Origin of the sequence: Streptomyces sp. SS1-1 (genome assembly GCF_008973465.1) — a bacterium.
In the GTDB taxonomy this organism is placed as follows: domain Bacteria; phylum Actinomycetota; class Actinomycetes; order Streptomycetales; family Streptomycetaceae; genus Streptomyces.
Window position 1 is genome coordinate 6,506,764 of sequence record NZ_WBXN01000004.1, and the last position, 25,207, is coordinate 6,531,970.

The following is a 25,207-nucleotide window of genomic DNA, read 5'->3' on the forward strand; positions in this document are numbered from 1 at the left end:
GAACGGCCCCCTCCACGGCGTACGATGACGTGTCGTACACGAGGGGTGGGGTTGTGGACCGTGCAGACGTCGGCGCGTTGGTCCGGTCCGCCGTGGACGGCGACGCGGCGGCCTGGAAGGCGCTCGTGGAAGGGCTCAGCCCCCTGGTGTGGTCGGTGGTGCGCGCCCACCGTCTGGGGGAGGCCGACGCCCACGAGGTGTACCAGACCGTGTGGTTCCGCTTCGCCCAGAACCTGGGGCGGATCCGGGAACCGGACAAGGCCGGCTCCTGGCTCGCCAGCACCGCGCGGCACGAGAGCCTGAAGGTCCTCAAGAGTCTGCGGCGGCTGACCGTGACGAGCGATCCGCAGCTGCTGGACCGGGTCAGCGAGGAGCGCACGCCCGAGCAGTCGGTCCTCGACTCGGAGGAGGCGGCCGCCGAGAGCGAACGGATCCGCTGGATGTGGCAGGAGTTCGAGAAACTCGGCGAGCGCTGCCGCCAGTTGCTGCGGGTGCTGATGGCGTCGCCGCCGCCGAGCTACCAGGAGGTGTCGGCCGCGCTGGGCATCGCCGTCGGCAGTATCGGACCGCTGCGCCAGCGCTGCCTGCGCCGGCTGCGGGCGCGGCTCGACGCACGGGGGGCGCTGTGACCGACGATCGGCACGACGAGATGCCGGAGGGCCGGGAGCCCTTCGAGGACGACGGGTTCGACGGGGACCTTCTGGAGGCCGAGCTGCGCCAGGCGGCCGCCATCCTCGACCCCGTCCCGGCGCAGCTGCGGGAGATCGCCGTCGCCGCCTTCGCGCTGCGCGATCTGGACGCCAGGATCGCCGAGTTGACGTTCGACTCGGTGGTCGACGCCATCCCGGTGAGGGGGGCCGCGGACGTCCCGCGGATGCTGACCTTCCAGGCGGGCGAGGTGACCGTCGACGTGGAGGTCACCGCGCAGGGCCTCATGGGACAGGTGCTGCCGCCGCGGCCGGCCCGTGTCGAGGTGCTGGGCGGGCCGCAGCCGGCGGTGACGGTCGACACCGACGCCCTGGGCCGCTTCTCCAGCGACGCCCCCCTCACCGGCCCGTTCGCCCTGAGGCTGCGGACCGGCGCGGAGGTCGTCGTCACGGAGTGGACGCGGGCCTGAGCCGGGGGATCAGCGGGTGACGGCGTCCACCAGTGCCGCCAGCGCGCCCGCGAGCCGGGTGAGTCCGGGACCTGCCGGACCGCCCGGCTCCGTCATGTACGTGTCCCGCCGGATCTCGACCATCAGGGCGGACACCCGCGGATCCTCGCCGTAGAACTCCAGCGGCACGTACGTCCCCGCGAACGGGCTGTCCAGCCCGGTCTGCCCGCAGGGCGCGAACGCCTCCCGCGCGGCGGCGAGCAGCCCGGGCGGCGTGTGGAAGGAGTCGGTGCCCAGGCACACCGGCGGCCGGGGCCCGTCGGCGTGCAGCTCGTAGGGCAGCGGGTCGGCCGGATAGGAGTGCACGTCGATGATCACGGCCCGTCCCGTGGCGGTCAGCCGGTCCGCGACGGCCTCCGTCATGGCCTGCGCGTACGGCCGGAAGTAGCGCTCGACCAACGGCCCGGGGTCGGTGCCGTCCGGTCGCAGCGGCTCGCGGTGCGTGGTCCGCGTGTACACGGCGCCCATCCCGACGGCCAGCATCTCCTCCCGGTCGTCCGGGAACCGCTCGGGATCGACGACGAGCCGGGACAGCCGGTTCACGAACCGCCACGGGGTGAGCTCGGCGGCTCGGGCCGCCTCCTCGGCGATCGACGCGGTGTGCGCGTCGGTGATGTGGTCCAGCTCGCGCTCCAGGGCGGCGTCGTCCAGGACGATCCCGGACCGCACGCCGGCCGGTATCTCCCGCGACGAGTGCGGCACGTGCAGGATCACCGGGGACGCGGGGTCGCCGGGAAGGTGGTCGAACGAGGGCGGCACGACGCTCATGCGCTGCTCCAAAGGTGCTGTCGGTGAAGTACGACGATCAAGGTGCCACACGCCACTGACAACGGGCCCGCGCCCGGGGGTCCGGACACGGCTCCGCCCCGGCCGGAAGGACCGGCCGGGGCGGAATCGTGCGACGGAGGCGTCAGCTGAGGGACGCCAGCGCCTCGTTCCACGTGGCGGACGGGCGCATGACCGCGGCGGCCTTGGCCGGGTCGGGCTGGTAGTAGCCGCCGATGTCGACCGGCTCGCCCTGGACCGAGTTCAGCTCCTCGACGATCTTCTGCTCGTTCGCCGCGAGGGTCTCGGCGAGCGGGGCGAACGCCTTGGCGAGGTCGGCGTCGTCGGTCTGGGCCGCCAGCTCCTGCGCCCAGTACAGGGACAGGTAGAAGTGGCTGCCGCGGTTGTCGATGCCGCCGACGCGACGGGTCGGGGACTTGTCCTCGTTGAGGAAGGTCGCCGTGGCGCGGTCGAGGGTGTCGGCGAGGACCTTCGCCTTCGGGGTGTTCGTCGCCGTCGCGAACTGCTCCAGGGACGGCACCAGCGCGAAGAACTCACCGAGGGAGTCCCAGCGCAGGTAGTTCTCCTTGACGAGCTGCTGGACGTGCTTCGGGGCGGAGCCGCCGGCGCCCGTCTCGAACAGGCCGCCGCCCGCCATCAGCGGGACGACCGACAGCATCTTGGCGCTGGTGCCCAGCTCCAGGATGGGGAAGAGGTCGGTCAGGTAGTCGCGGAGCACGTTGCCGGTGACCGAGATGGTGTTCTCGCCGCGGCGGATGCGCTCCACCGACAGCTTGGTCGCCTCGACCGGGTTGAGGATCCGGATGTCCAGGCCCTCGGTGTCGTGCTCCGGCAGGTACTGCTTCACCTTGGCGATCAGATTGGCGTCGTGCGCGCGGGTCTCGTCCAGCCAGAAGACGGCCGGGTCGCCGGTGGCGCGGGCACGGGTGACGGCCAGCTTCACCCAGTCCTTGATCGGCGCGTCCTTGGTCTGGCAGGCGCGGAAGATGTCACCGGCGGCGACCGGCTGCTCGATCAGCACGTTGCCGCCCTGGTCGACCAGGCGGACCGTGCCGGCGGCCTTGACCTCGAAGGTCTTGTCGTGGGAGCCGTACTCCTCGGCCTTCTGCGCCATGAGGCCGACGTTCGGGACGGAGCCCATGGTCGACGGGTCGTAGGCGCCGTGGGCGCGGCAGTCGTCGATCACGGCCTGGTACACACCGGCGTACGACGAGTCGGGCAGCACCGCGAGGGTGTCGGCCTCCTGGCCGTCCGGGCCCCACATGTGGCCGGAGGTGCGGATCATGGCCGGCATCGAGGCGTCGACGATGACGTCGGACGGCACGTGCAGGTTGGTGATGCCCTTGTCGGAGTCGACCATCGCCAGGTCCGGGCCCTCGGCCAGCTCGGCGTCGAAGGACGCCTTGATCTCGGCGCCGTTGGCCAGCGACTCCAGGCCCTTGTAGATGCCGCCCAGACCGTCGTTCGGGGACAGGCCCGCGGCGGCGAGGTCGGCGCCGAAGCGCTCGAAGGTCTTCGGGAAGAAGGCGCGCACCACGTGACCGAAGATGATCGGGTCGGAGACCTTCATCATCGTGGCCTTCAGGTGCACGGAGAACAGCACGCCCTGGGCCTTGGCCTCGGCGATCTGCGCGGTGAGGAACTCGCGCAGCGCGGCGACGCGCAGCACGGACGCGTCGACGACCTCGCCCTCCAGGACGGGCACCGACTCGCGCAGGACGGTGGTGGCGCCGTCCTCGGCGACGTGCTCGATGCGCAGCGCGCCGGCCTCGGAGATCACGACGGACTTCTCGGTGGAGCGGAAGTCGTTCTCGCCCATGGTGGCCACGTTGGTCTTGGACTCGGGGGTCCAGGCGCCCATGCGGTGCGGGTGGGTCTTGGCGTAGTTCTTCACCGAGGCGGGGGCGCGGCGGTCGGAGTTGCCCTCGCGCAGCACCGGGTTCACCGCGGAGCCCTTGACCTTGTCGTAGCGGGCCTGGATCTCCCGCTCCTCGTCGGTCTTGGGGTCGTCCGGGTAGTTCGGGAGCGCGTAGCCCTGGCCCTGCAGCTCGGCGATGGCGGCCTTGAGCTGCGGGATCGACGCCGAGATGTTCGGCAGCTTGATGATGTTGGCCGCCGGCGTCTTGGCGAGCTCACCGAGCTCGGCGAGGGCGTCCGGGATGCGCTGGTCCTCGGTCAGGTACTCCGGGAACACCGCGATGATGCGTCCGGCCAGCGAGATGTCCCGCGTCTCCACGGGCACGCCCGCCTGCGAGGCGTACGCCTGGACCACCGGCAGGAAGGAATACGTCGCCAGGGCCGGGGCCTCGTCAGTGTGCGTATAGATGATGGTCGAGTCAGTCACCGGGTGCTCCGCTCCACGTCTGCAACATTGCTCGACATCAAGATATCTCGTGACCGACCCGTCCTCGACAGGGGTCCGGCCACGGGCGCCGGATGCCGCGCGGGGCCCGATCGGTCCCCGTCCGGATCCACGCAAACGGACGGATGGCCTCCGTGCAACCTGATCGCGTGGTCCGGCAGTCATGTAGGGAGATCACCGACCGGCGGCCGGTCCTGACCACCCGGCCGCCCCAGCGAAGGCGGACCATGAGATATCGCACCCGAGTGACGGCCCCGGCGGTCGCCCTCATCGGCACCGCGGCGGCCCTGGCCGGCGCCCCCTCGGCCCAGGCCGCACCGACGGCGGGGGAGCCGGCGGCCACGAGGAAGTCCGGCACCCCGGGGGCGGAGACCCTCGGCGACCGCGTCTACCCGGCCCTCGGCAACGACGGCTACCGCGTCGACGCGTACGACCTCGACTTCTCCTACGACCCCGCGACCCGCCTGGTCGACGCGAAGGTCACCCTGCGGATCCGCACCACCCAGGCGCTGTCCCGCCTCTCCCTGGACTGCCTCGGCCTCGACATCCGCTCCGTCCGCGTCGGCGGCCGCGCCGCGACCTTCGAGCAGGTGGACGAGAAGCTGCGCGTCACGCCCGCGCGGACGCTGCCCGGGAAGTCCTCGACGACCGTGTGCGTGGAGTACTCGGCCGACCCGCGCCGCATCCCGCAGCCGCTCACCGGCTGGGTCGACACCCTCGACGGGTTCGCGGTCTGCGGCCAGCCGAACCTGGCCCACACCGTCTTCCCCTGCAACGACCACCCGACCGACAAGGCCGACTTCACCTTCCGCCTCACCGTCCCGGCCGGACTGCGCGGCGTCGCGAGCGGCCTGCTCGTGCGCACCGAGACCCTCTCCGGCGGCCGTACGGCGTACACCTACCGCTCGCGCGAGCCCATGGCCACCGAGCTGGTGCAGATCACCGTCGGCGACTACGTGATCAAGGAGCGGCGGGGCCCGCACGGGCTGCCCCTGCGCGACGTCGTCCCCGCCGCCCGCGCCGCCGCGCTGGAGCCGGCCCTCGCGCTGACGCCCGGCCTGGTGGAGTGGCTGGAGGCGCGCCTCGGCGCCTACCCGTTCGAGACGTACGGCCTGCTGCCCTGCAACTCCGACGCCCCGAACGCCTTCGACTTCACCGGCCTGGAGACCCAGACCCTCACCCTGTACAAGCCGAACTACCTCCTCCAGGAGGAGTCCAAGATCGGCTCGCACATGATGCACGAGCTGGTCCACTCCTACTTCGGCAACAGCGTCAGCCCCGCCGACTGGGCCGACCTGTGGATCAACGAGGGGCACGCCGACTTCTACGGCCTGCTCTACCGCTACGAGCGCGGCTGGACCGACTCCCTGGGGCTCTCCACCATGGAGGCCCGGATGAAGAACACCTACGCCCAGGGCGACCAGTGGCGCCGCACCTCCGGACCGGTCGCCGCCCCGAACGCCGCCAACCTGTTCGACAGCCAGCGCTACCTCGGCGGCGTCCTCGTGCTGTACGCGCTGCGCAACCTCGTCGGCGAGGCCACCTTCAACGCCCTGGAGCGCACCTTCCTCGCCCGCCACCGCAACGCCTCGGCGTCGACGGAGGACTACATAGCCGTCGCGTCCGAGGTCGCGGGCCAGGACCTCGGCGGATTCCTCCGGGACTGGCTGTACGGCACGAAGACGCCGCGGATGCCCGGCCACCCGGACTGGACGGTCACCCCGGTGAGCGCCTCGCTCGCCCCGGGCCGCCGTACGCCGGCCCGGAGCCACGACAACTCCGCCACGCTCTAGCGTCGGTCAGTCGAGGCGGACGGGAACGGTCTCGTCCGCCTCCCCGGCGAGGCGCTGCTGCGGGATGGCCACCGCGCCCTGCTGGATCGCCACCGTGCGGGTCGGCGCCGGGATGCGGATGCCCTCCCGGCGGTAGCGCCGGTGCAGCCGCTTGATGAACTCGTGCTTGATCCGGTACTGGTCGCTGAACTCGCCGACGCCGAGGATCACGGTGAAGCCGATCCGGGAGTCGCCGAACGTGTGGAAGCGGATCACCGGCTCGTGCTCCGGCAGCGCCCCGTCGACGTCCTTCATCACCTCGGCGACGACCTCGGCCGTCACCCGCTCCACCAGGTCGAGATCGCTGTCGTAGGCCACACCGACCTGCACCAGGATCGTCAACTGCTGCTCGGGACGCATGAAGTTGGTCATGTTCGTCTTCGCGAGCGCCCCGTTGGGGATGACGATCAGGTTGTTGGAGAGCGCCCGGACCGTCGTCTGGCGCCAGTTGATGTCCTCGACGTAGCCCTCCTCGCCGCTGGCGAGCCGGATGTAGTCGCCGGGCTGGACCGTCTTCGAGGCCAGGATGTGGATGCCCGCGAAGAGGTTCGCCAGGGTGTCCTGGAGGGCCAGCGCCACCGCGAGACCACCGACGCCCAGCGCGGTCAGCATCGGCGCTATGGAGATGCCCAGCGTCTGCAGCACCACCAGGAACCCGATGGCCAGCACCAGCACCCGGGTGATGTTGACGAAGATCGTCGCGGAGCCGGCGACCCCCGGCCGGGACTGCGTCACCGACCGCATCACCCCGGCGATCCCGCGCGCCGCCGCCAGCGTCACCACGAAGATGAGCACCACCGTCAGCGACTGGTTCACATGCCGCTGCACCGTCCGGGTGAGCGGCAGCGCCGCGCCCGCCGAGGCCGCGCCGCCGAGGAACGCCGCCCACGGCACCACGGTCCGCAGCACGTCCACGATCAGGTCGTCACCGCTCCAGCGGGTGCGGTCGGCGTGCTTGCGCAGCCAGCGGAACAGGACGCGCAGCGCGAGCGCCGCCAGCAGGCCCGCCGCGAGCGCGATCCCGCCCATCACCAGGTCGTCCACCGTGAGCGCCCGCTTCACCGGTCACCCCCGGGGTGGAAGCCGCCGCCCGGCGCCGTCGCCGACGGCGCGATATGAGGTGTCGTCACGTTGTCCCCTGCTCGATTCCGCGATGTGCCGTCGCGCCGCCCGTCCCGTCCCCCGTGCCTGGCGCGCGGGCTCATCCTGCCGTACGGCGCACACCAGTTCGTCCCCGGCGACGGCCGCACCGTCCGCTTCCGGGCATTCTCCCCGGAACGCCCGCCACCTTCGAGGGGCGACCGGGGCACCGGCGTCGTACGGAGGCACGGCCGGGGCGCGCGCCCGGCGCCCGTGCCTGTCCTGCCGGAGGCCCGTCAGCGGTTCGCCAGAGGTTCGTCAGCGATCCTCAGCGGTCCGTGAACGACCCGTGCCGCCCGGCGCCCGCCGCGAAGCGGGCCGCACCCTCCATGCCCTCCGCCAGCACGCCCATGCCGTACCGGAGTTCACCGCGCATCGCGGCCGTCTCGTCGAGCCCCTCCTGGTCGAGCACCGAGGCCCGGTCGGAGCGCAGGCAGTCCTGCGGGAACTCGGCCAGGACGGCGGCCAGTTGCTCCGCCTCGGCGCGGGCACGCCCGGTCGGCACGACCCGGTTGGCCAGCCCGATGGCGTGCGCCTCCGCCGCCGGCACCGGCCGTCCGGTCAGGATCAGGTCCATCGCGCGGCTCGTACCGATCAGCCGGGGCAGCCGTACCGTGCCGCCGTCGATCAGCGGCACACCCCAGCGTCGGCAGAAGACACCGAACACCGCGTCCTCCTCGGCGACCCGCAGATCGCACCACAGGGCCAGTTCGAGCCCGCCCGCCACGGCGTGCCCGGCGACCGCCGCGATCACCGGCTTCGACAGCCGCAGCCGCGTCGGCCCCATCGGCCCGTCACCGTCCTCGGCGACCCGGTTGCCGCGCCCGGCGCCCATCGCCTTGAGGTCCGCGCCCGCGCAGAACGTGCCGCCCTCGCCCCACAGCACCGCCACCCGCGCCCCGTCGTCCGCCTCGAACTCCCGGAAGGCCGCGGCGAGCGCGGCCGCCGTGGGCCCGTCCACGGCGTTGCGCACCTCCGGACGGGAGAGGACGACCGTGGTGACGTGCCCCTGACGCTCGACGCGGACCGGCATGGCGGGGTCCTTTCGCTGTCCCTGGACGGATCTCGTACGGTACTGAGCGGCCCGGCCGCCTTCCACCGGGGGTTCGACCGGGGGTTCGCACACCTGCCCGGATCGTGCCCCCCTTGACCTCAACATTGCTCGAGGTCCTAGGTTTCCCGCATGAGCATGGAAACGACCGCCTGGACCCAGCTGCACAGCGTCATGAGCGCCGAACGGGAACGCCGCCCGTTCAGCCGCGTCACGCTGCGCCGTATCGCCGCCTTCGCCCGCCCCCACCGTCGCCGTATCGCCCTGTTCGTCGTGCTGGGAGTGCTGACCGCGCTGCTCGCCGTCGCCACCCCCGTCCTCGCCGGAGACGTCGTCGACACCATCGTCCGCGGCGGCGACGAGGGCACCGTCGTCCGACTCGCCCTCCTCATCGCCCTCATCGCGGTCGCCGAGGCGGCCCTCGGCATCCTCGGCAGACGCCTGTCGGCCCGGCTGGGCGAAGGACTCATCCTCGATCTGCGCACGGCCGTCTTCGACCACGTACAGCGCATGCCCGTCGCCTTCTTCACCCGCACCCGCACCGGAGCGCTGGTCTCCCGCCTCAACAACGACGTCATCGGCGCCCAGCGCGCGTTCAGCAACACCCTGTCCGGCGTGGTGAGCAACCTCGTCACCCTGGTCCTCACCCTCGCCGTCATGCTCACCCTGTCCTGGCAGATCACCCTGCTCTCCCTCGTCCTCCTCCCGGTCTTCGTCGTCCCGGCCCGGCGCATGGGCCACCGCATGGCCCGGATGCAGCGCGAGGCCGCCACGCTCAACGCGGCCATGGGCACCCGGATGACCGAACGCTTCTCGGCGCCCGGCGCCACCCTGGTCAAGCTGTTCGGGCGCCCGGAACAGGAGTCGGAGGAGTTCGCCGCCCGCGCCCGCCGCGTCGCCGAGATCGGGGTGCGCACCGCCACCGCCCAGTCCGTGTTCATCACCGCGCTCACCCTGGTCTCCGCCCTGGCCCTCGCCCTCGTCTACGGGCTCGGCGGCTGGTTCGCGCTGCGCGGCACCCTGGAGGCCGGCGCCGTCGTCTCCCTCGCGCTCCTGCTGACCCGGATGTACGCGCCGCTCACCGCGCTCGCCGGCGCCCGCGTCGAGGTCATGAGCGCCCTCGTCAGCTTCGAGCGCGTCTTCGAGGTCCTCGACCTGCGGCCGCTCATCGAGGAGAAGCCGGACGCCCGGGAGATCCCCGAAGGACCGGTGTCCGTCGAGTTCGACGGCGTGCGCTTCGGCTACCCGTCCGCCGACAAGGTCTCCCTCGCCTCCCTGGAAGAGGTCGCGACCCTCGACACCCGCGGCGGCGACGAGGTCCTGCACGGCGTCTCCTTCCGCGCCGAACCGGGACAGACCGTCGCCCTGGTCGGCTCGTCCGGCGCCGGCAAGTCCACCATCGCCCAGCTCCTCCCGCGCCTGTACGACGTCGACGAGGGCGCCGTCCGCCTCGGCGGGGTCGACGTGCGCGACCTGAGCGCCGCGTCGCTGCGGGCCACGCTCGGCATGGTCACGCAGGACGGGCATCTCTTCCACGACACCGTCCGCGCCAACCTGCTGCTGGCCCGCCCCGCCGCGGACGACTCCGCGCTCTGGGACGCGCTGCGCCGCGCCCGGCTCGACACCCTCGTCCGCTCCCTGCCCGACGGCCTCGACACCGTCGTCGGCGAGCGCGGCTACCGCCTCTCCGGCGGCGAACGGCAGCGCATGACGATCGCCCGGCTGCTGCTGGCGGGCCAGCGCGTCGTCGTCCTCGACGAGGCCACCGCCCACCTCGACAACACCTCCGAGGCGGCCGTCCAGGAAGCCCTCGCCGAGGCGCTGCAGGGACGCACCGCACTCGTCATCGCGCACCGGCTGTCCACCGTGCGCACGGCGGACCTCATCCTCGTCGTCGAGGACGGCCGGATCGCCGAACGCGGCACGCACGACGAGCTGTTGGCGGCCGGCGGGCGCTACGCCGAGCTGTACCGCACCCAGTTCCAGCAACCGCTTTCGGCCAAGGTCGGCCCCCACACCCCTCAGGAACCAACAGACAACGACAGCTTCATTGCTTCCACGGGGTCGGCGACCTAGGGTGCGTTCGGTTTCCCCACAGCACCGCACATGATCTGACGCTCCCTCACCACCGTGCAGCGCCGCACCGTCGTCCAGAGGAAGGCCGCCGTCGATGCCGATCACTCCCCCCACTCCCGCCGGCCCGTCGCCCCTGCCCCGCGTCCCGGTCAGCCGCCGGCGTCTCCTGGAGGGCGGCGCGGCCCTGCTCGGCGCGCTCGCCGTGTCCGGCACGTCCGGCGCGGCCTACGCGGCCTACGCGGCCGACGCGAGCGGCGCGGAGGCCGGACCGCCCGAGTGGAACGGCGCCATGGGCCTCTTCCAGGTCGGCGCCGAGCCCCCGCACACCACGCTCATGCCGTACGCCGACGTCCGGCAGGCCCTCGCCGCCGACCGCACCCGTTCGCCGTACCGGCTGAGCCTCGACGGCACCTGGAAGTTCGCGTACGCCGACCGGCCCGAGGACCGGGACACCGACTTCCACCGCACCGACCTCGACGACCACGACTGGGACACGATCCCCGTCCCGTCGGCCTGGCAACTGCACGGCCACGACCGGCCGATCTACGTCAACATCACCTACCCCTGGTGGGGTCCCAACGGCCTCGGCGAGGACGCGCAGCCGCCCGCCGCCCCCACCCGGTACAACCCGGTCGGCCAGTACCGGCGCACCTTCACCGTCCCCCGCGACTGGGCGGGACGCCGGACGTTCCTGCACTTCGAGGGCGTCAAGTCCGCCCACTACGTGTGGATCAACGGCAAGCTCGCCGGCTACCACGAGGACTCCTACGACCCCGCCGAGTACGACATCACCCCGTACCTGAGGCCGGGCACCAACCAGATCGCCGTCGAGGTCTACCGCTACTCCGACGGCGACTGGCTGGAGGACCAGGACATGATCCGCCTCAGCGGCATCTTCCGGTCCGTGTACCTGTACTCGACCCCGCCCGTGCACCTGCGCGACTTCCGCCTCACGACCCCGCTGAGCGACGGCTACACGCCGGCCGAGCTGGCGGTGACCGCGAGCGTCCGGGACTACGGCGGCCGGGGCGCCGGCGAGTACACCGTGGAGACCCAGCTGTACGACGCGGACGGGCACCCGGTGTGGTCCCGGCCGCTGCGGCAGACGGCCACCCTCGACGCCGGCGGCGAGAAGACCGTGGAGGCCGCGAAGTCCGTGCCCCGCCCGCGCCTGTGGTCCGCCGAGGACCCGTACCTCTACACGGCCGTGCTCCGCCTGCGCGACCCGTCGGGCCAGGTGGTGGAGACCCTCTCCCATCGGGTCGGCGTACGGGAGTTCGCCCTCAAGGACGGCCTGATGCGCGTCAACGGCAAGCCGGTGTCGTTCCGCGGCACCAACCGCCACGAGATGCACCCGGTCCACGGCTCGGCCCTCACCCGCGCCGACATGGTCAAGGACATCGAGGTCATCAAGCGCCTCAACATCAACAGCGTCCGCACCTCGCACTACCCCAACAACCCGCAATGGCTCGAACTCGCCGACGAGTACGGCCTGTACCTCGTCGGCGAGACCAACCTGGAGACCCACGGCATCCGCGACCGCTACCCCGGGGACCAGCCCGAGTGGACCACGGCGTGCGTGGCCCGGGCCCGCGCCATGGTCCACCGCGACAAGAACCACGCCAGTGTCGTCATCTGGTCGCTCGGCAACGAGGCCGGCGGCGGCAGCACCTTCCGCGCCATGCACGACTGGATCCGCTCCTACGACCCCACCCGGGTCATCCAGTACGAGGGCGACGACCGGCCCGGCGTCAGCGACATCCGCTCCGCGATGTACGAGAGCCCCGCACGCGTCGAGGCCCGCGCCGCGGACACCGCCGACCGGCGGCCGTACGTGATGATCGAGTACTCGCACGCCATGGGCAACTCCAACGGCAACTTCAAGAAGTACTGGGACGTCGTCCGCCGCCACGACGTCCTCCAGGGCGGCTGGATCTGGGACTTCGCCGACCAGGCCCTCGAGTGGCCCACCCCCGCGCGCACGCTGTTCACCGAGTCCGGCCCGGCCTCCCTGCGCGGCGAGACCGTCGCCCCCGCCGGCACGTTCACCCGCGCCGAGGGCGTCTCCGGCGGCACGGTCTTCGCCCGCGACAAGGGCCTCGACCTCACCGGCTCCCTCACCCTGGAGGCCTGGATCACCCCCCGCCTCACCGGCGGCCACCAGCCGGTCATCGCCAAGGGCGACACCCAGTACGCCCTCAAACAGAGCGACCGCGCCCTGGAGTTCTTCCTGTACTCCGACGGCCAGTGGACCGCGGTGAACTGGGGACTGCCGGACGACTGGACCGGCCGCGAACACCACGTCGCGGGCGTCTTCGACGCGACCGCCGGCACCCTCACCCTGTACGTCGACGGACAGGTCCGCGCCACCCGCACGACCACCCGCCGCCCCGCGAACAACACCGCGCCACTGGCCCTGTGCACCGACGTCGACAACCCGACCCGCGAGTTCAGCGGCACGGTACGCCGGGCCCGCGTGTACGCCCGCGCCCTGAGCACCGCCGAACTGGCCGACGAGGGGCGGGGGAGCGGCGACGCTGGCGTACGGTTCTGGTTCGACGCGGCCACGGTCCACGTCACCCAACGCCGGCCCCGTGACAGGACGTTCTACGCGTACGGCGGCGACTGGGGCGACATCCCCAACGACGGGGCGTTCTCCGGGGACGGCATCGTCACCGCCGACCGGCAGCTGACCGGCAAGTCCGCCGAGGTCAAGCGGGTCTACCAGGCGATCGACGTCGCCCCCGCCGACGGCGAGGCGCTCGCGCCCGGCGCCGCGCTCACCCTCACCAACGAGTACCTGTTCACCAACCTCCGTGCCTTCGACGGGCGGTGGGAGCTGCTGGCCGACGGCGAGGTCGTCCGGCACGGCCGCCTCAGCCGGGCCCAGCTGGACGTGGCCCCGCTGTCCGGCAAGCGGATCACCGTCCCCTTCGACGTACCGCGAAACCCGGCACCAGGAACGGAGCACTTCCTACGGCTGTCGTTCACCACCCGGGAACGCACGAAGTGGGCCGAGCCGGGCTTCGAGGTCGCTGGGAAGCAGATCCCCGTCGACGCGGACGCTCCCGCGGTGACCCCGGCCCCGCTCGCGAGCGTCCCCGCCCTGCGCCACACGGACAGCGAGAAAGCCGTCACGGTCAAGGGCCGGAGCTTCTCGGTGACCATCGACAAGTCGACCGGGGTCATCACCTCCTACGAGGCGGACGGCGCCCCGCTGATCGTCTCCGGCCCCGCCCCGAACTTCTGGCGGGCCCCCACCGACAACGACCGGGGCAACGGCCAGCACACCCGCAACGAGACCTGGCGCGACGCGGGCGCCCGCCGCGAGGTCACGGACGTGGCCGTGCGCACGGTGCGGGACCGGGCGGTGCAGATCAAGGTGACCGGCACCCTGCCCACGACCACCCCCTCGACGTACACGACCACGTACACCGTCTTCGGCAACGGCGAGATCAAGGTCGACAACACCCTCCACCCGGGCGCGGCCTCGCTCCCGTACATCCCGGAGGTGGGCACCCTTCTCCTCCTGCCGGCCCGGCTGGAGAAGCTGCGCTACTACGGCCGCGGCCCCGAGGAGAACCACTGGGACCGCAACCACGCCACCGACGTCGGCCTCCACTCGGGCACCGTCTCCGGCCTGGGCACCCCCTATCTGCGCCCGCAGGAGAACGGCAACCGGACCGACGTCCGCTGGTTCGCCCTCACCGGCGGCCACGGCCCGGGCCTCCTCGTCACCGGCGAACCCCTCGTCGAGGTCAACGCCTCGCACTTCACCCCCGAGGACCTGTCGACCGGCGCCCGTCACGCCTACCAGCTGACCCCGCGCGAGGAGGTCGTCCTGCGCGTCGCCCACCACCAGATGGGCGTCGGCGGCGACAACAGCTGGGGCGCCCACACGCACGACGAGTACAAGCTGTTCGCCGACCGGGACTACTCCTACACGTACCGCCTGCGCCCGCTGCGGGACGCGTCGGAGGCGATGAGGGCGTCCCGTCGGCCGACCGGGCTGGAGTGACGGAGCGGTGTGGCCGGCGGCAGACCCCCGCCGGCCACCCGGCTCACTTCAGGTAGGGCCCGTCGACTCCGATCTTGCCCGGGCCGTCAAGGACGTAGACGCGGAGATTGCCTTTGCCCGGGGCGGGCACGGTGAGGGTGCCGGTGGTCACCGTGCGGGTGTCGCCGGTGATCGCGTCGCGGTAGGTGCCGTTCGGGATGGCGGTGAACGTGGCGCCGCCCGAGACGGTCACCAGAGCGAAGCTGTCCGTGCCACCGCCCGTGTACCGGCGCTTGAAGGCCATGTCACCGCTGATGCCGGCGGTGGAGTACTGGCCCGTCTGGAGCGCTGGGACGGCCCGGCGGATCTGATTGAGGCGCTGGACGTGCTTCACCAGCGGCTGTTGCAGCGTGGTGGCGACGGCCCCGGAGGCGGACTCGACCTGCGAGAAGCCGGAGGCCTTCACCGTGCCGGCGAGGTGGGCGCCGTAGTACGCCCGGCCGGTCGTGGCCAGCGGGCAGCTGGGGCCGCAGTCGATCTTCTTCCCCTTCTGGAACTCGATCTCCGAGCCGTAGTAGAGGGTGGGGATGCCCCGGAAGGTCCACATCAGGGACATGTTCTCGGCCCAGGCGTCGGTGCCGCCCGTGTAGCGCTCGCTGCTCTTGTTGGGCCCGTAGTCGTGGCTGTCGACGTAGACGACGTTGTACGTGGCGTCGTTGTAACTGTCGTCCGAATCCTTTCCGTTGTGGAAGGCGTTGCTCGCGTCGCCGAAGTTCATGTGCATCCGCATGTCGATGACGTTCATGCCGGAGGCGCGGCTGTGGTCGGGGGCGTGGTAGCTGTTGCCGTCCAGGAACGCGTTCGTGGACGTCGGCTGGTTGCCGGTGCCCTGCTGCTGTTCGTAGTCGTACATCTCCAGCGCGGCCTTCGCGTCGTCGGCGCTGTACTCCTTGCGCTCCTTCCACGTGTAGAACTGCGCGGAGTGGTTGACCGAGCCGCGGTTCCACTTGTCGTTCACGAACGCGGCGACCTCGCCGAAGACGAAGAAATTGCGGGCGGCCTCGGCGCCGTGCCGCTGGGTGACGCGTTCCTGGATGGCGGGCAGGAAGCGGCGGTTCCAGGTGGTGCGCGGGATGTGGACGGCGGTGTCCGCACGGAAGCCGTCGACGCCCATGTCGATGTACTTGTCGTAGGCGCCGATGAGGTAGTTCTGCACCTGCGCGTTCTCGGTGTTGAAGTCGGCCAGGTCCTCGTGCAGCCAGCAGGAACGGGAGTCCTCGCCCTCCCAGTTGCCGATCCAGCACTGGTGGTAGAGCGCCTTGGGGAACATGCCGGAGGTGGGGCTGGGCCACTGGCAGTTGTAGAGGGTGTAGCCCTCGGGGCTCTTGCCGCCCGTGGGGACGCCCCAGTTGAGGCAGGTGTTGCCGGACGGCTCGGTGGTCGACCACAGGTCGCCGTTGTAGTACGACTTGCCGCTCTTGGGTTCGACGGTGACCCCGTCGTACTCGAACCCGGCCTGCTTCGCGTCGTAGTACCAGCTCCACTGCGCGTCGCGCACCCCGTACACGGTCGGTGTGAAGAGGCCCTTGGCGCCCCAGCGGGAAGAGTGGTTGTAGACGACGTCCTGGTAGATCTTCATGCCCTTGGCGTGCGCCGCGTCGATGAGGTCCTGGTACGAGGCCCCGGCGGACTCCAGGCGCGGGTCGACCTTGTAGAAGTCCCAGCCGTGGTACCCGTGGTAGTCGTAGTCGGAGCGGTTGAGGACGACCGGGGTGATCCAGACGGCGGAGAAGCCGAGCCCCTTGATGTAGTCGAGCTTCTCGACCAGTCCCTTGAAGTCACCGCGGAACATCGGGTCGTCGTTGGCCGCGTTGCCGGACTTCTCGTGCTGGCTGCCGCCGCGGTTGTTGGCGGGGTCGCCGTCGTTGAAGCGGGCGGTGAGGACGAAGTAGATGGGGTCCTTGCGCGGGTCGGTGCCGAGGGGCTTACCGGTCGTGGGAGTCGAGGGCTTGGTGCCGGTGGTGGCCGTCGCGGCGGCCGAGGCCGCGGAGACGTTGCCGGCGGCGTCGACGGCCCGGACGGTGTAGGAGTAGGCGGTGTTCTCCTCCAGCCCTGTGTCGGAGAAGACGGTGGACCCGACGTCGGACACGACCTCGCCCCGGGTGCCGCCGGTACGGGTGACCTGGTACCCGGTGACACCCGTGTCGTCGGTGGACGGCTCCCAGGTGAGGACGACGGAGACGCCGTCGGCACGGGCGGTCACGCCGGTGGGCGCGGTCGGGGCCCGCGTATCGGGCGCCTCGTCGGCACAGGGGTCGTCCGCGTCCGGGGTGACCTTGTTCTCGGCGACCGTGGTGACTCCGGTGGGCAGGGTGTAGTCGGCGCCGCCGTTGTTGTCCCAGACGCCGTTGCCGTTGTTGAACGCCGCCTTCATGGAGGTGGCCGTCCCGAGGTCGACGTCCTTCCGCCACCAGCCCGTGCACGCGGCCCGCATACCGACGCCGGGGACGGTCGTCCACGAACCGCCGGCCGGCTGGTAGTGGAGGTTGGCGGTGGTCCAGCCGAGGGTGCGGGTGGAGTAGTAGACGGTCGCCCGGTTGCCGTCACCCGGCCCCCCGCCGCCGCCGGCGCAGGGGTCGGAGTGGGCGATCACACCGTCCTTGACGGTGATGTTCCCCGTGCCGAGGGCGTAGTTCCGGCCGGAGTTGTTGTCCCAGGTGCCGGAGCCGTCGTTGAAGGTGGCCTGCAGCCCGGTGGCCGCCCCGAGACCGACGGTCAGCTTCACCCAGTCCGTACAGGCGGCCTGCATCCGGGTGCCGGGCACGGTCGTCCAGGAACCGCCGTCGGGGGCGTAGTGGAGGTAGGTCGTGGACCAGTCGCGGGTCTTGGTGGAGTAATAGACGGTCGCGGAGTTGGCGGTGGCGGCCGTGTTCGCGAGGGCCGTGGCCTCCGGATGGGTGCCGGGGGAGGGCTGGCCGGTGACCGCGGCCAGGCCGAGGAGTCCGGCCGACAGGGTCCCGGCGGTCCAGCCGCGCATCCAGGGCCGGTGACGTCGTCTCATGTGCGTCTCCAGTGGGGTGAGGGGAGCCGGGAGGGCTCCTCGTGGACGCACACCGCAGACCCGACGCGCCTCGGGATCCCGATGCATCCGTACCTACGTGCCCAGAAGACGCCTGAAAGCTTCAGAAACGTCTTGCAGGCGCTCGGAGATTACCTGTGCATGACATAGTCGTAAAGGGATCCGGCACGCGGGCTGCCGCCGTCGAGGTCACCGCGATGGCAACCGGTCCGGCGGGCCGGGCGCGTGAGGGTGCGGGGAGGCCGCGCCCCTCCGGCCCGCCGGACCGGAAGTGTCGTAGAACGTAACACCGTTGCAAGGTGGATGAAAGAACTTGCACCAGGGGCAGGGGAGTTGGGGGCCGTGCTGCGGGCTGTCCCGAAAACCTGTCGAGCGGGTCCGGTGGGGGCACCTACCCTGACGGCATGTCCCATGGCAAAACCGCCTACGTCTGCCTCCCCTGCAGGGCCTCGTACAAGCAGCCCTACGACAAGGACCGGCCCCGGCGGATCTGCCCGCGCTGTGCGCGACCGCTGATCCACGCGGGATCGGCCTTCGCCGCGCCACCGCGCCGGGACCGCGACGCATGGCGCGTGCTCGGCGTCCTGCTCAACGCGGGTGTCCGCTTCCACAAGAGCTGCTGCGGCGGACCCGGGTTCCGGCCGCGCACGCTGAGGGAGGTACGCGAACGGCTGACGTACGCCCGCCGCGCAGGGGTGCCCTTCGCCCGGGCGCTCGTGCGCTACGACGTGCCATGACGGAGACCGCCGCGAGCCTGACCCGCTTCGTGCCCCCACCCGCGGTACCCGTCGACGCACGGGGAGACTGGCCGGCCGCGGAGGCCACGCTCGGACGGCCGCTGCCCGGCGACTACGAACACCTCGTCGCGGCCTACGGCTGGGGCGAGTTCTGCGACTACCTCCGCCTCCACACCCCGTTCGGCACCAGCCGGCACAACGGCCTGGCGTGGCAGACCGGCAGGCCGTCGGGCAGGGCGGAGGCGGACCGGGGACGCTACCCGTACCCTCTCCACCCCGCTCCGGGCGGACTGCTGATCTGGGGCGGCACGATCGACACCGACCGGCTCTGCTGGCTCACCTCCGGCACCCCCGACCGCTGGCCCGTCGTGGTGTGGAGCGGGGACGGCCGGTACGAGACGCATCCCATGGGCGCCGCCGCGTTCATCGAGGCGTGGGCCAGGGGACGTGTGGGCTCCCGTCTGCTCGCGGACATGGAGCCGGGGCCGGCTCCCTGGTTCACCACGTTCCGGCCGCGTCTTCACCGATGCCTGTGGCTCACGGAGGGGCCCTTCGCCCATGAGCGGCGCTCGGCGATCCTGCGGGACGCACTGGCCCCGACCGCGGACCGGGGCACCTGGCGATCGGACCAGGGCGACGCGGGCCAGGATCACTTCGCCACCGTCGGTACGGACTGGCTGCTCACGTACGACATGGCCCGCCCGCACCAGATCCGGATCTCGTTCCCCCCGGAGGACGGTCCGCGGGTCGGGCGGCGGCTCTTCGCCGCTGTCCGGAGGATGCGGTGCGAGGTGACCCGGATCAGCGCGGGCAAAGGTGAGACGCTCCCTGCCTGGGGAGCGGTCGCGGCGGAGGACTCGGTCCCGCGGACCTGACCGGCCGGGGCGCGAGCTACGCGGCCCCGCGCCGATAACGCTCCGCCACCCGCCCGCCCGACCCCCTGCGGAGTTCCAGTTCCGTGGCGGCCAGGCGGGACACCGCCTCCGGGTCCGTCAGGCCGGGGACGCAGACGACCTCGCCGGTCTCCAGGGCGGCGAGCGACGCCGTCACCACGTCCTCCGGCGGCATGCCGCCCTCGTCGTGGGTGCGGCGTTCGCCGGGCACCGGGGTGGCCCCGGCGCCCAGGTGGAACTCGGTCGCTGTGAGGCCGGGGCAGACGACCTGGAGGCGGACCGGCGTGCCGGCCAGTTCCGCGGCGAGGGTGCGGGTGAACGTGACCGTGTAGCCCTTGGAGCCCGCGTAGACCGCCCGTCGGGGGAGCGGGTCGGGCGGCAGGTCGCCGGCGAACGCCAGGAGGGACGCCACGTTGATCACGGCGCCCCGGCCGCGCGCCAGCATGCCCGGCACCGCGGCACGGGTGAGCGTCGTCAGCGCCACGACGTTCACGCTCAGGACCTTGCCGAGAAGGCCGGCGTCGACCTCGGCGAACGGCCCGTAGCCGTTGATGCCGGCGTTGTTCACCAGCAGGTCCACGTCGTCGCCGGACACCCGTTCCGCGACGCGGGCCAGGTCGTCCGGGTCGGCGAGATCCGCCACCAGCGACTCGACGCCGTTCACGCCGTCGGCGCGCAGTTCCCGCGCCAGGGCCTCCAGGCGCTCGGCCCGCCGGGCGACCAGGACCAGGTTCCGGCCGCGTCCGGCCAGCCGGGTCGCGTACTCCCATCCGATGCCGGACGAGGCCCCCGTCACGAGGGCCGTGCCGGGTGCGTCGTGCGAGGTCATGCGTGTGCTCCCTCCGTCGTCGGGGGCGGGCCGACGGGGTTCCCGGACGGGGCGCCCGCCAGCGCCGGGTGACCCGGCGGACGGTGGGTGAAACGTGGCGGGGCGCTGCCCGGACGACCGTCGTGTCATGACCATTGCCCGGGGGGACGCACCTCGCTATGTTAATCGAAAATCACATCCGTGCGACGAGGTTCGGCACGTATCTGTCGCGCAACTGGCAAGTCTGCACAGGCACCCGGAACCGGTATGGCTCATCAGGGAAGCAGGTAAGTCAATGGAGAACCTCAGCAGGAGAAGGGCCCTGTCACTCGGTGTCGCGCTGGGCCTCGTCGGCGTCGCCAACCCCGTGCAGGCGTGGGCGTCACCCGGCTCGGCCGCCGCCGGTGCGGGAGCCGCCGCGGGGACCGGACCCGAGTGGATCTGGGACGAGCTCGCGGACCCGCTGATGGCCCGGATGATCGACAACGGACATGTGCCGGCGATCAACCGGGCGTGGGAGTCCTGGGTCGACAACAACGACCCGCTGCCCACCGGTGTCCCCTCCGACTTCGCGGCCTACCTGGCGCAGGTCAACCGGCTGCCCTCCTGGGCCGACCCCGCGAAACTCGCCCGTGCCGCCGACTTCAACCGGCGCAAGGACACGTACCTGTTCATGCTGTACGGGCTCGGCAGCGGCATCATGAGCACCGTCATCCCGCGCGAGGCCAAGAGCGTGTACTGGTCCGCGGGCGGCGCCGACATGCAGGACCGCGCGGCCAAGACGTTCACCTTCGGCTACGACCTGTCCCAGCTCGGCGCCTTCAAGCCGACGGGGCAGTTCGTCGTCACCGCCAACAAGACCCGTGTCGTGCACGCCGCCGTACGGCATCTGCTGCCGCAGTCGCCGCACTGGAAGGCGGTCGCCGACGAGTCGATCCCGATCAGCGCCGCCGACATCCTGGTCACCTTCCACAGCCTCGGCACCTACGTCCACCAGAAGCTGCTCGAGTGGAAGATCCCGTACCCGGCCGCCGACCAGGAGGCCTTCCTGCACATGTGGCAGGTCGCCATCAGCCTGCTCGGCGTGCCCTACGAGCACATCCCCAAGACGTGGGCGGAGGCCCGCGCGCAGTCGGCGCGGGTGCTCACCCCGATCCTCACGCCCTCGAAGGAGGGCATCGAGCTGGCCGAGGACCTGCTCGGCCTGACCGCGCAGATCGACCTCGGCGTCACCCGCGGTTTCCTCAACGAGTTCGTGCGTTACGTCCTCAGCGACCAGGTCGGCGACTGGCTGGGCCTCAAGCGCGACTACGCGGCCGCGGTCCTGGTCCGTACGGCGTGGCCGGCGTTCATCCTCTTCCGCGAGGGGCTGTCGCCCGTCATGCCCGGCGCGTTCTACACGCTCGACCAGTTCATCCGCGCGCTGGCCATGCTGTTCCTCAACAAGGGCTCCTCGGGGACCACCACGCCCATCACCATCCCCACCGGCAACCGGCCGTCCTGAGCACAGGGGCCGAGCACATGTGTGTCCGCCCCGCGGCCACCCGGGCCCAGGGGCGGACACCGGTCGGGCTCACACGCCCAGCGCGCCCAGGATCAGCGCGGTCACGGCCTCACGGTTCGCGGCGCCGTCCTGCCACCGCAGGGCCCGTCCCGCCTCGACCACCACACCGAACCCCGCGTGCACCAGCACCCTGGTCTGCCGGGGGTCCAGCTCCGGGCGGACCAGCCGCAACTGCTGCTCCCAGACGGCGATGTGTTCGCGCTGCGCCAGCATCACCGGCCGCCGCAGATGATCGGGCAGCCCGCCGAGCTCGGCCTCGGCGACGCTGTTGAGCTCGGTGTGCTCGAAGCCGTACGCCACATACGTCGACGCCAGCGCGACGACGGCCTCCCGAGGGTCAGCCACCCCGGCCAGGCTCCGCTCCACGCCCTGCGACAGCAGCGCCGCCGCCTGGAGACAGGCCGCCGCCAGGATGTCGATCTTGCCCGGGTAGTGGCGGTACAGCGCCGACGGCGTCAGTCCCACCGCCTCCGCGATCTGCCCGTTGGTGACACTGGCGAACCCGTTGCGGGCGAACAGCGGGACGGACGCCGCGAGGATCTCCGCCCGCCGGGTGCGCGGCACCGGCCGGGCGGGCAGTTCGACGGGGCGCGCCCGCGTCCGGCCCGCCGCCGGATCGCTCGCGGCCACGCCCCGCGCCGACGCCACCAGCAGGTCCTCGGCGCGGCGTTGGGCGATGGAGGTGTGGTGCATCGTGATGGACCCGATCGCACCGAGGGCCGCCACGGCCCGTAGACGCTCGTCGGACGGCAGGGCATGCTCGTCGGACGGCGAGGGATGCTCGCGCCGCACCGCCTCGTCGACCCGGTCGACCAGGCGCTGGAACTTCACCCGCAGGCGCCTGCGGTCCTCACGGTTGAGGTAACGCGCCTCCCAGCGATACACGCCGCCCGACGCGCGATGGGAGACGGTGATCCGGGTGAGCGCGGTGAGGACGTCCGTCAGACTCGCCCCGGCCGGCACCTCGTCCAGCGCGGAGACCAGCCCGTCCACCATGACGTCGGCGCACTCCGCGAACAGCGCGTACTTGTTGGGGAAGTGCCGGTACAGCGCGGCCGCCGAGATGCCCACCTGCGCGGCGACCTCCTCCATGGAGGCCGTGTGGTAGCCGCGCTCGCTGAAGATCCGCCCGGCCGCCTCGACGATCAGCTGTCTGCGGTTGCGGGGCCGCGTGGCCGGAGCCGGTTCCGCGGGCGCGGTCGAACGGGCGGACGAGGAGGCGGGAGCCATGGCGATTAGTCAATCACACCCGGTCAGGCGGCCGGGGGCCCTCCGTTTCCCGCCGTCCGCGCGGACGGGGCATGGGACGGCGCGTCAGTCGAAGGTGAGCACCGGCTTCACCGCACTGCCGTCCTCCATCGCCGCCACCGCCGCGCCGATCTCCTCGAACGGGAACGCCGCGACCAGCCTCTCCACCGGGAACCGGCCCCGGCGCCACAGACCGATCAGCTCCGGCAGGAACCGGGCCGGATCGGAGTCCCCCTCGATCACCCCGTGCACCCGCACCCCCTTGGCCAGCAACGGCATCACGTCGAACGTCACCTCGCCGCCCAGACCCAGCAGGGCCAGCTCCCCGCGCGGGGAGAGCGCGGCCACCGCCTGCCGGGCCACCTCCGGACGTCCCGTCGTCTCCACGACATGGTGCGCCCCGCCCCCCGTGAGGTCCCGCAGGGCCCCCACCAGGCCGTCCCCGGGAGGCAGCGCCGCCTTCGCGCCCAGCTCGACGGCCAGGGTGCGGCGTGCTGGGACGGGGTCGACCGCCACCACCGGGTCGCAGCCCACAGCCACCGCCGCCATGACCGCGCTCAGGCCGACCCCACCCGCCCCCATCACGACCAGGGACGCGCCCCGCTCCGGTCGCAGCCTGTTCAGTACCGTGCCCGCCCCCGTCTGCCCGCTGCATCCGAGCGGCGCCGCGACCTCGTCCGGCAGATCCGCCGGCACCGGGACCACACCCCGCTCCCGCACCACGGCGTACGTGGCGAAGCTGGACTGGCCGAAGAAGGCGCCGTACACGGGCGTGCCGTCGCGGGAGAGGGGGCTGGTGCCGTCGGCGCGCCCGCCAGAGAAGTTCAGGGCCGGCGCGTGGAGACAGTACGCGGGACGGCCCGTCGCGCACTGGTCGCACGTCCCGCAGCTCGCGAAGGTGAGGCAGACCCGGTCGCCGGGGGCCACGCCCCGCACCTCCGCGCCGACCGCCTCGACCCGCCCCGCGCCCTCATGGCCGAAGACCGTCGGGGTGAGCCGGCGCGGCCAGATGTCCCGCATGGCCAGGTCGGTGTGGCAGACCCCGGCCGCGGTCATCCGCACCAGCACCTCGTCCGGGCGTGGCTCGCCCAGGTCGAGATCCCGCACGGTGAACGGGGCGCCCGGCGCCTCGACGACCGCCGCGCGGATCCGCCTCACGCGCCGGCCTCGGGCGCACGCTCCAGGTAGAAGTAGTAGTACGGCCCCTCGGGCGGCACGTCCTTGCCGTTCATGATGCCGAGCAGCGTGGCCTCGTCCACCCACTTGAAGTGGTCGAACACCGGCCGCCCGTCGTACACCATCGTGGCCGTCGACTCGCCCCGGAACTCCACCGTCCACAGGCTCGCCTCGCCCTGCCCCAGCTCGACGTTCGAGTACAGCTCACCCGCCTCGTTCCGGCACATCAGCGGCTTGGCGTCGTGCAGCGAGTGGAACGTCTTGCCGTACCAACCCGCCTTCTCCAGCATGCCGTTGAGCGGGTGGCCGGTGTCGAACTCGCCGCCTTTCCACTCACCGAGGATGTCCTCGGCGCGGACGGTGGGCAACACCGCCCAGACGGCGTCGAGTTCGGCGGAGTCGACCGTGCCGTCCTGCTCCTGGAGCCGGCGGAACAGGGTGCGGGCCTCGTGCACGTCCATGGGGTGTCCTCTCGTCGGTCGGTGCTGACGCGTGGGGTGCGGTCGGCCGTGCCGGACGCGGAGGCCGCAGCCGGTCAGCCGGCCGGGCGCGGCGCCGCTCCGCGGGCCGCGGGGGTCCGCGGGCGGATCAGGGCGATGTCGCCGGCGACGGCGCCGGGGTGCCCCACGGTGCCGAGGCTCAGCAGCACGTGCCGCTCGGCGACCTCCTCCGCGGTGAGCGGGCCGTCCTCGCGGAACCAGTTGGCGACGCCCTGGCACATCACCAGCACCGAGCGCACCGCGTCGGCGGGGATGGGTGTGGTGAACGCGCCCTGGGCGCGGCCCTCCTCGACCGTGTCCAGGAGCATGTGCTCCAGGTAGTCGCGCAGGGCGACGTACCGGGCCCGGTTCTGCGGCTCCAGGCTGCGGATCTCCGTGTCCAGGAAGGCCAGTTGGCGGCGGTGGGCCATGTACAGCACGATCGACTCGACCATGCCGCAGAAGCGGGCCAGCGGATCGTCCCCGGCCTCCCCGGCCGCCGCCCGGCAGCGGTCCAGGACGTCCTTGATGGACGTCTCCAGGAGGGTCGCCAGCAGGGCCTGCTTGTTCTCGTAGTGGTAGTACAGCGCGGGCACGGTGACGCCGACCCGGCCGGCGATGTCCCGCACCGAAGTGCCGTGATAACCCTGCTCGTTGAAGGCCCGCATGGCGTGCATCAGGATCGGGTGCAGGTCGAGCGGGGCGTAGGAGCGCCAGTGTCCGGCCGGTGGCGTGGTCTCCTGGCTGGGCGCGGTGTTCAACGGCTCTCCTCCGGGGCGGACGGCGATCGGCGACATCGTACGGCTGGGTGGACGGCCCACTC

General features: G+C 72.0%; 18 protein-coding genes. 8 read left to right on the forward strand and 10 right to left on the reverse strand.

Annotated features, from left to right (window positions below; all coding sequences use genetic code 11):
• Positions 1–53: 53 nt before the first annotated feature.
• Both F8R89_RS31160 and F8R89_RS31165 read left to right on the forward strand, forming a co-directional pair.
• The gene (locus tag F8R89_RS31160) at positions 54–629 is read left to right on the forward strand and encodes an RNA polymerase sigma factor (protein ID WP_151787089.1); all 576 of its coding nucleotides are present in this window, start codon (positions 54–56) and stop codon (positions 627–629) included.
• Between the two features lie 20 nt (positions 630–649).
• Positions 650–1,117, forward strand: a complete 468-nt coding sequence (locus F8R89_RS31165; RefSeq protein ID WP_151788359.1) for a hypothetical protein — start codon at positions 650–652, stop codon at positions 1,115–1,117.
• Positions 1,118–1,126: 9 nt separating this feature from the next.
• On the opposite strand, the gene F8R89_RS31170 is transcribed toward F8R89_RS31165, so the two are convergent.
• Together F8R89_RS31170 and F8R89_RS31175 are read right to left on the reverse strand one after the other, a co-directional pair.
• The gene (locus F8R89_RS31170) at positions 1,127–1,924 is read right to left on the reverse strand and encodes an N-formylglutamate amidohydrolase (RefSeq protein WP_151787090.1); all 798 of its coding nucleotides are present in this window, start codon (positions 1,922–1,924) and stop codon (positions 1,127–1,129) included.
• A gap of 142 nt (positions 1,925–2,066) precedes the next feature.
• Positions 2,067–4,286, reverse strand: coding sequence for an NADP-dependent isocitrate dehydrogenase (locus tag F8R89_RS31175; RefSeq protein ID WP_151787091.1), 2,220 nt, complete (start codon positions 4,284–4,286; stop codon positions 2,067–2,069).
• Between the two features lie 245 nt (positions 4,287–4,531).
• Here F8R89_RS31175 and F8R89_RS31180 point away from each other — a divergent pair, with 245 nt between their 5' ends.
• Positions 4,532–6,097, forward strand: a complete 1,566-nt coding sequence (locus F8R89_RS31180; protein ID WP_151787092.1) for a M1 family metallopeptidase — start codon at positions 4,532–4,534, stop codon at positions 6,095–6,097.
• Positions 6,098–6,103: 6 nt separating this feature from the next.
• On the opposite strand, the gene F8R89_RS31185 is transcribed toward F8R89_RS31180, so the two are convergent.
• On the reverse strand, positions 6,104–7,198 hold the full coding sequence (locus F8R89_RS31185) for a mechanosensitive ion channel family protein (protein ID WP_151787093.1): 1,095 nt from the start codon (positions 7,196–7,198) through the stop codon (positions 6,104–6,106).
• A gap of 346 nt (positions 7,199–7,544) precedes the next feature.
• Entirely contained in the window at positions 7,545–8,309 is a 765-nt protein-coding gene (locus tag F8R89_RS31190; protein ID WP_151787094.1) for a crotonase/enoyl-CoA hydratase family protein, read from the reverse strand.
• Positions 8,310–8,465: 156 nt separating this feature from the next.
• Between F8R89_RS31190 and F8R89_RS31195 the strand changes: the two genes are divergently transcribed.
• Both F8R89_RS31195 and F8R89_RS31200 read left to right on the forward strand, forming a co-directional pair.
• Complete coding sequence (locus tag F8R89_RS31195) at positions 8,466–10,403, forward strand: ABC transporter ATP-binding protein (RefSeq protein WP_225994667.1); 1,938 nt, start codon at positions 8,466–8,468, stop codon at positions 10,401–10,403.
• Between the two features lie 94 nt (positions 10,404–10,497).
• The gene (locus tag F8R89_RS31200) at positions 10,498–14,421 is read left to right on the forward strand and encodes a glycoside hydrolase family 2 TIM barrel-domain containing protein (RefSeq protein ID WP_151787095.1); all 3,924 of its coding nucleotides are present in this window, start codon (positions 10,498–10,500) and stop codon (positions 14,419–14,421) included.
• A gap of 43 nt (positions 14,422–14,464) precedes the next feature.
• On the opposite strand, the gene F8R89_RS31205 is transcribed toward F8R89_RS31200, so the two are convergent.
• Positions 14,465–17,437, reverse strand: a complete 2,973-nt coding sequence (locus tag F8R89_RS31205; RefSeq protein ID WP_151788360.1) for a carbohydrate binding domain-containing protein — start codon at positions 17,435–17,437, stop codon at positions 14,465–14,467.
• 446 nt (positions 17,438–17,883) lie between these two features.
• On the opposite strand from F8R89_RS31205, the gene F8R89_RS31210 reads away from it, so the two are divergent.
• Together F8R89_RS31210 and F8R89_RS31215 are read left to right on the forward strand one after the other, a co-directional pair.
• Entirely contained in the window at positions 17,884–18,216 is a 333-nt protein-coding gene (locus F8R89_RS31210) for a deoxyxylulose-5-phosphate synthase (protein ID WP_151787096.1), read from the forward strand.
• Complete coding sequence (locus F8R89_RS31215; RefSeq protein ID WP_192806284.1) at positions 18,213–19,091, forward strand: hypothetical protein; 879 nt, start codon at positions 18,213–18,215, stop codon at positions 19,089–19,091. Before F8R89_RS31210 ends, F8R89_RS31215 begins: the two co-directional genes overlap by 4 nt.
• A gap of 16 nt (positions 19,092–19,107) precedes the next feature.
• Here the strand turns inward: F8R89_RS31215 and F8R89_RS31220 are convergent, their stop codons facing one another.
• Positions 19,108–19,938 carry an SDR family NAD(P)-dependent oxidoreductase gene (locus tag F8R89_RS31220; RefSeq protein WP_151787097.1) on the reverse strand — a complete coding sequence of 277 codons (831 nt, stop codon included), beginning with the start codon at positions 19,936–19,938 and terminating at the stop codon, positions 19,108–19,110.
• A gap of 274 nt (positions 19,939–20,212) precedes the next feature.
• Between F8R89_RS31220 and F8R89_RS31225 the strand changes: the two genes are divergently transcribed.
• Positions 20,213–21,421, forward strand: a complete 1,209-nt coding sequence (locus F8R89_RS31225) for an oxygenase MpaB family protein (protein ID WP_151787098.1) — start codon at positions 20,213–20,215, stop codon at positions 21,419–21,421.
• Between the two features lie 69 nt (positions 21,422–21,490).
• Here F8R89_RS31225 and F8R89_RS31230 read toward each other — a convergent pair whose 3' ends face one another.
• The 4 genes from F8R89_RS31230 to F8R89_RS31245 all read right to left on the reverse strand — a co-directional run bounded on the left by F8R89_RS31230 (position 21,491) and on the right by F8R89_RS31245 (position 25,145).
• Entirely contained in the window at positions 21,491–22,711 is a 1,221-nt protein-coding gene (locus F8R89_RS31230) for a TetR/AcrR family transcriptional regulator (protein WP_151787099.1), read from the reverse strand.
• Between the two features lie 84 nt (positions 22,712–22,795).
• The gene (locus tag F8R89_RS31235; protein ID WP_151787100.1) at positions 22,796–23,887 is read right to left on the reverse strand and encodes an NAD(P)-dependent alcohol dehydrogenase; all 1,092 of its coding nucleotides are present in this window, start codon (positions 23,885–23,887) and stop codon (positions 22,796–22,798) included.
• Positions 23,884–24,366: a DUF4334 domain-containing protein gene (locus F8R89_RS31240; RefSeq protein ID WP_151787101.1), complete on the reverse strand. Its 483-nt coding sequence runs from the start codon at positions 24,364–24,366 to the stop codon at positions 23,884–23,886. The genes F8R89_RS31235 and F8R89_RS31240 overlap by 4 nt, the downstream gene beginning before the upstream one ends.
• A 74-nt stretch (positions 24,367–24,440) precedes the next feature.
• Positions 24,441–25,145, reverse strand: coding sequence for a TetR/AcrR family transcriptional regulator (locus tag F8R89_RS31245; protein ID WP_151787102.1), 705 nt, complete (start codon positions 25,143–25,145; stop codon positions 24,441–24,443).
• Between the last annotated feature and the right edge of the window lie 62 nt (positions 25,146–25,207).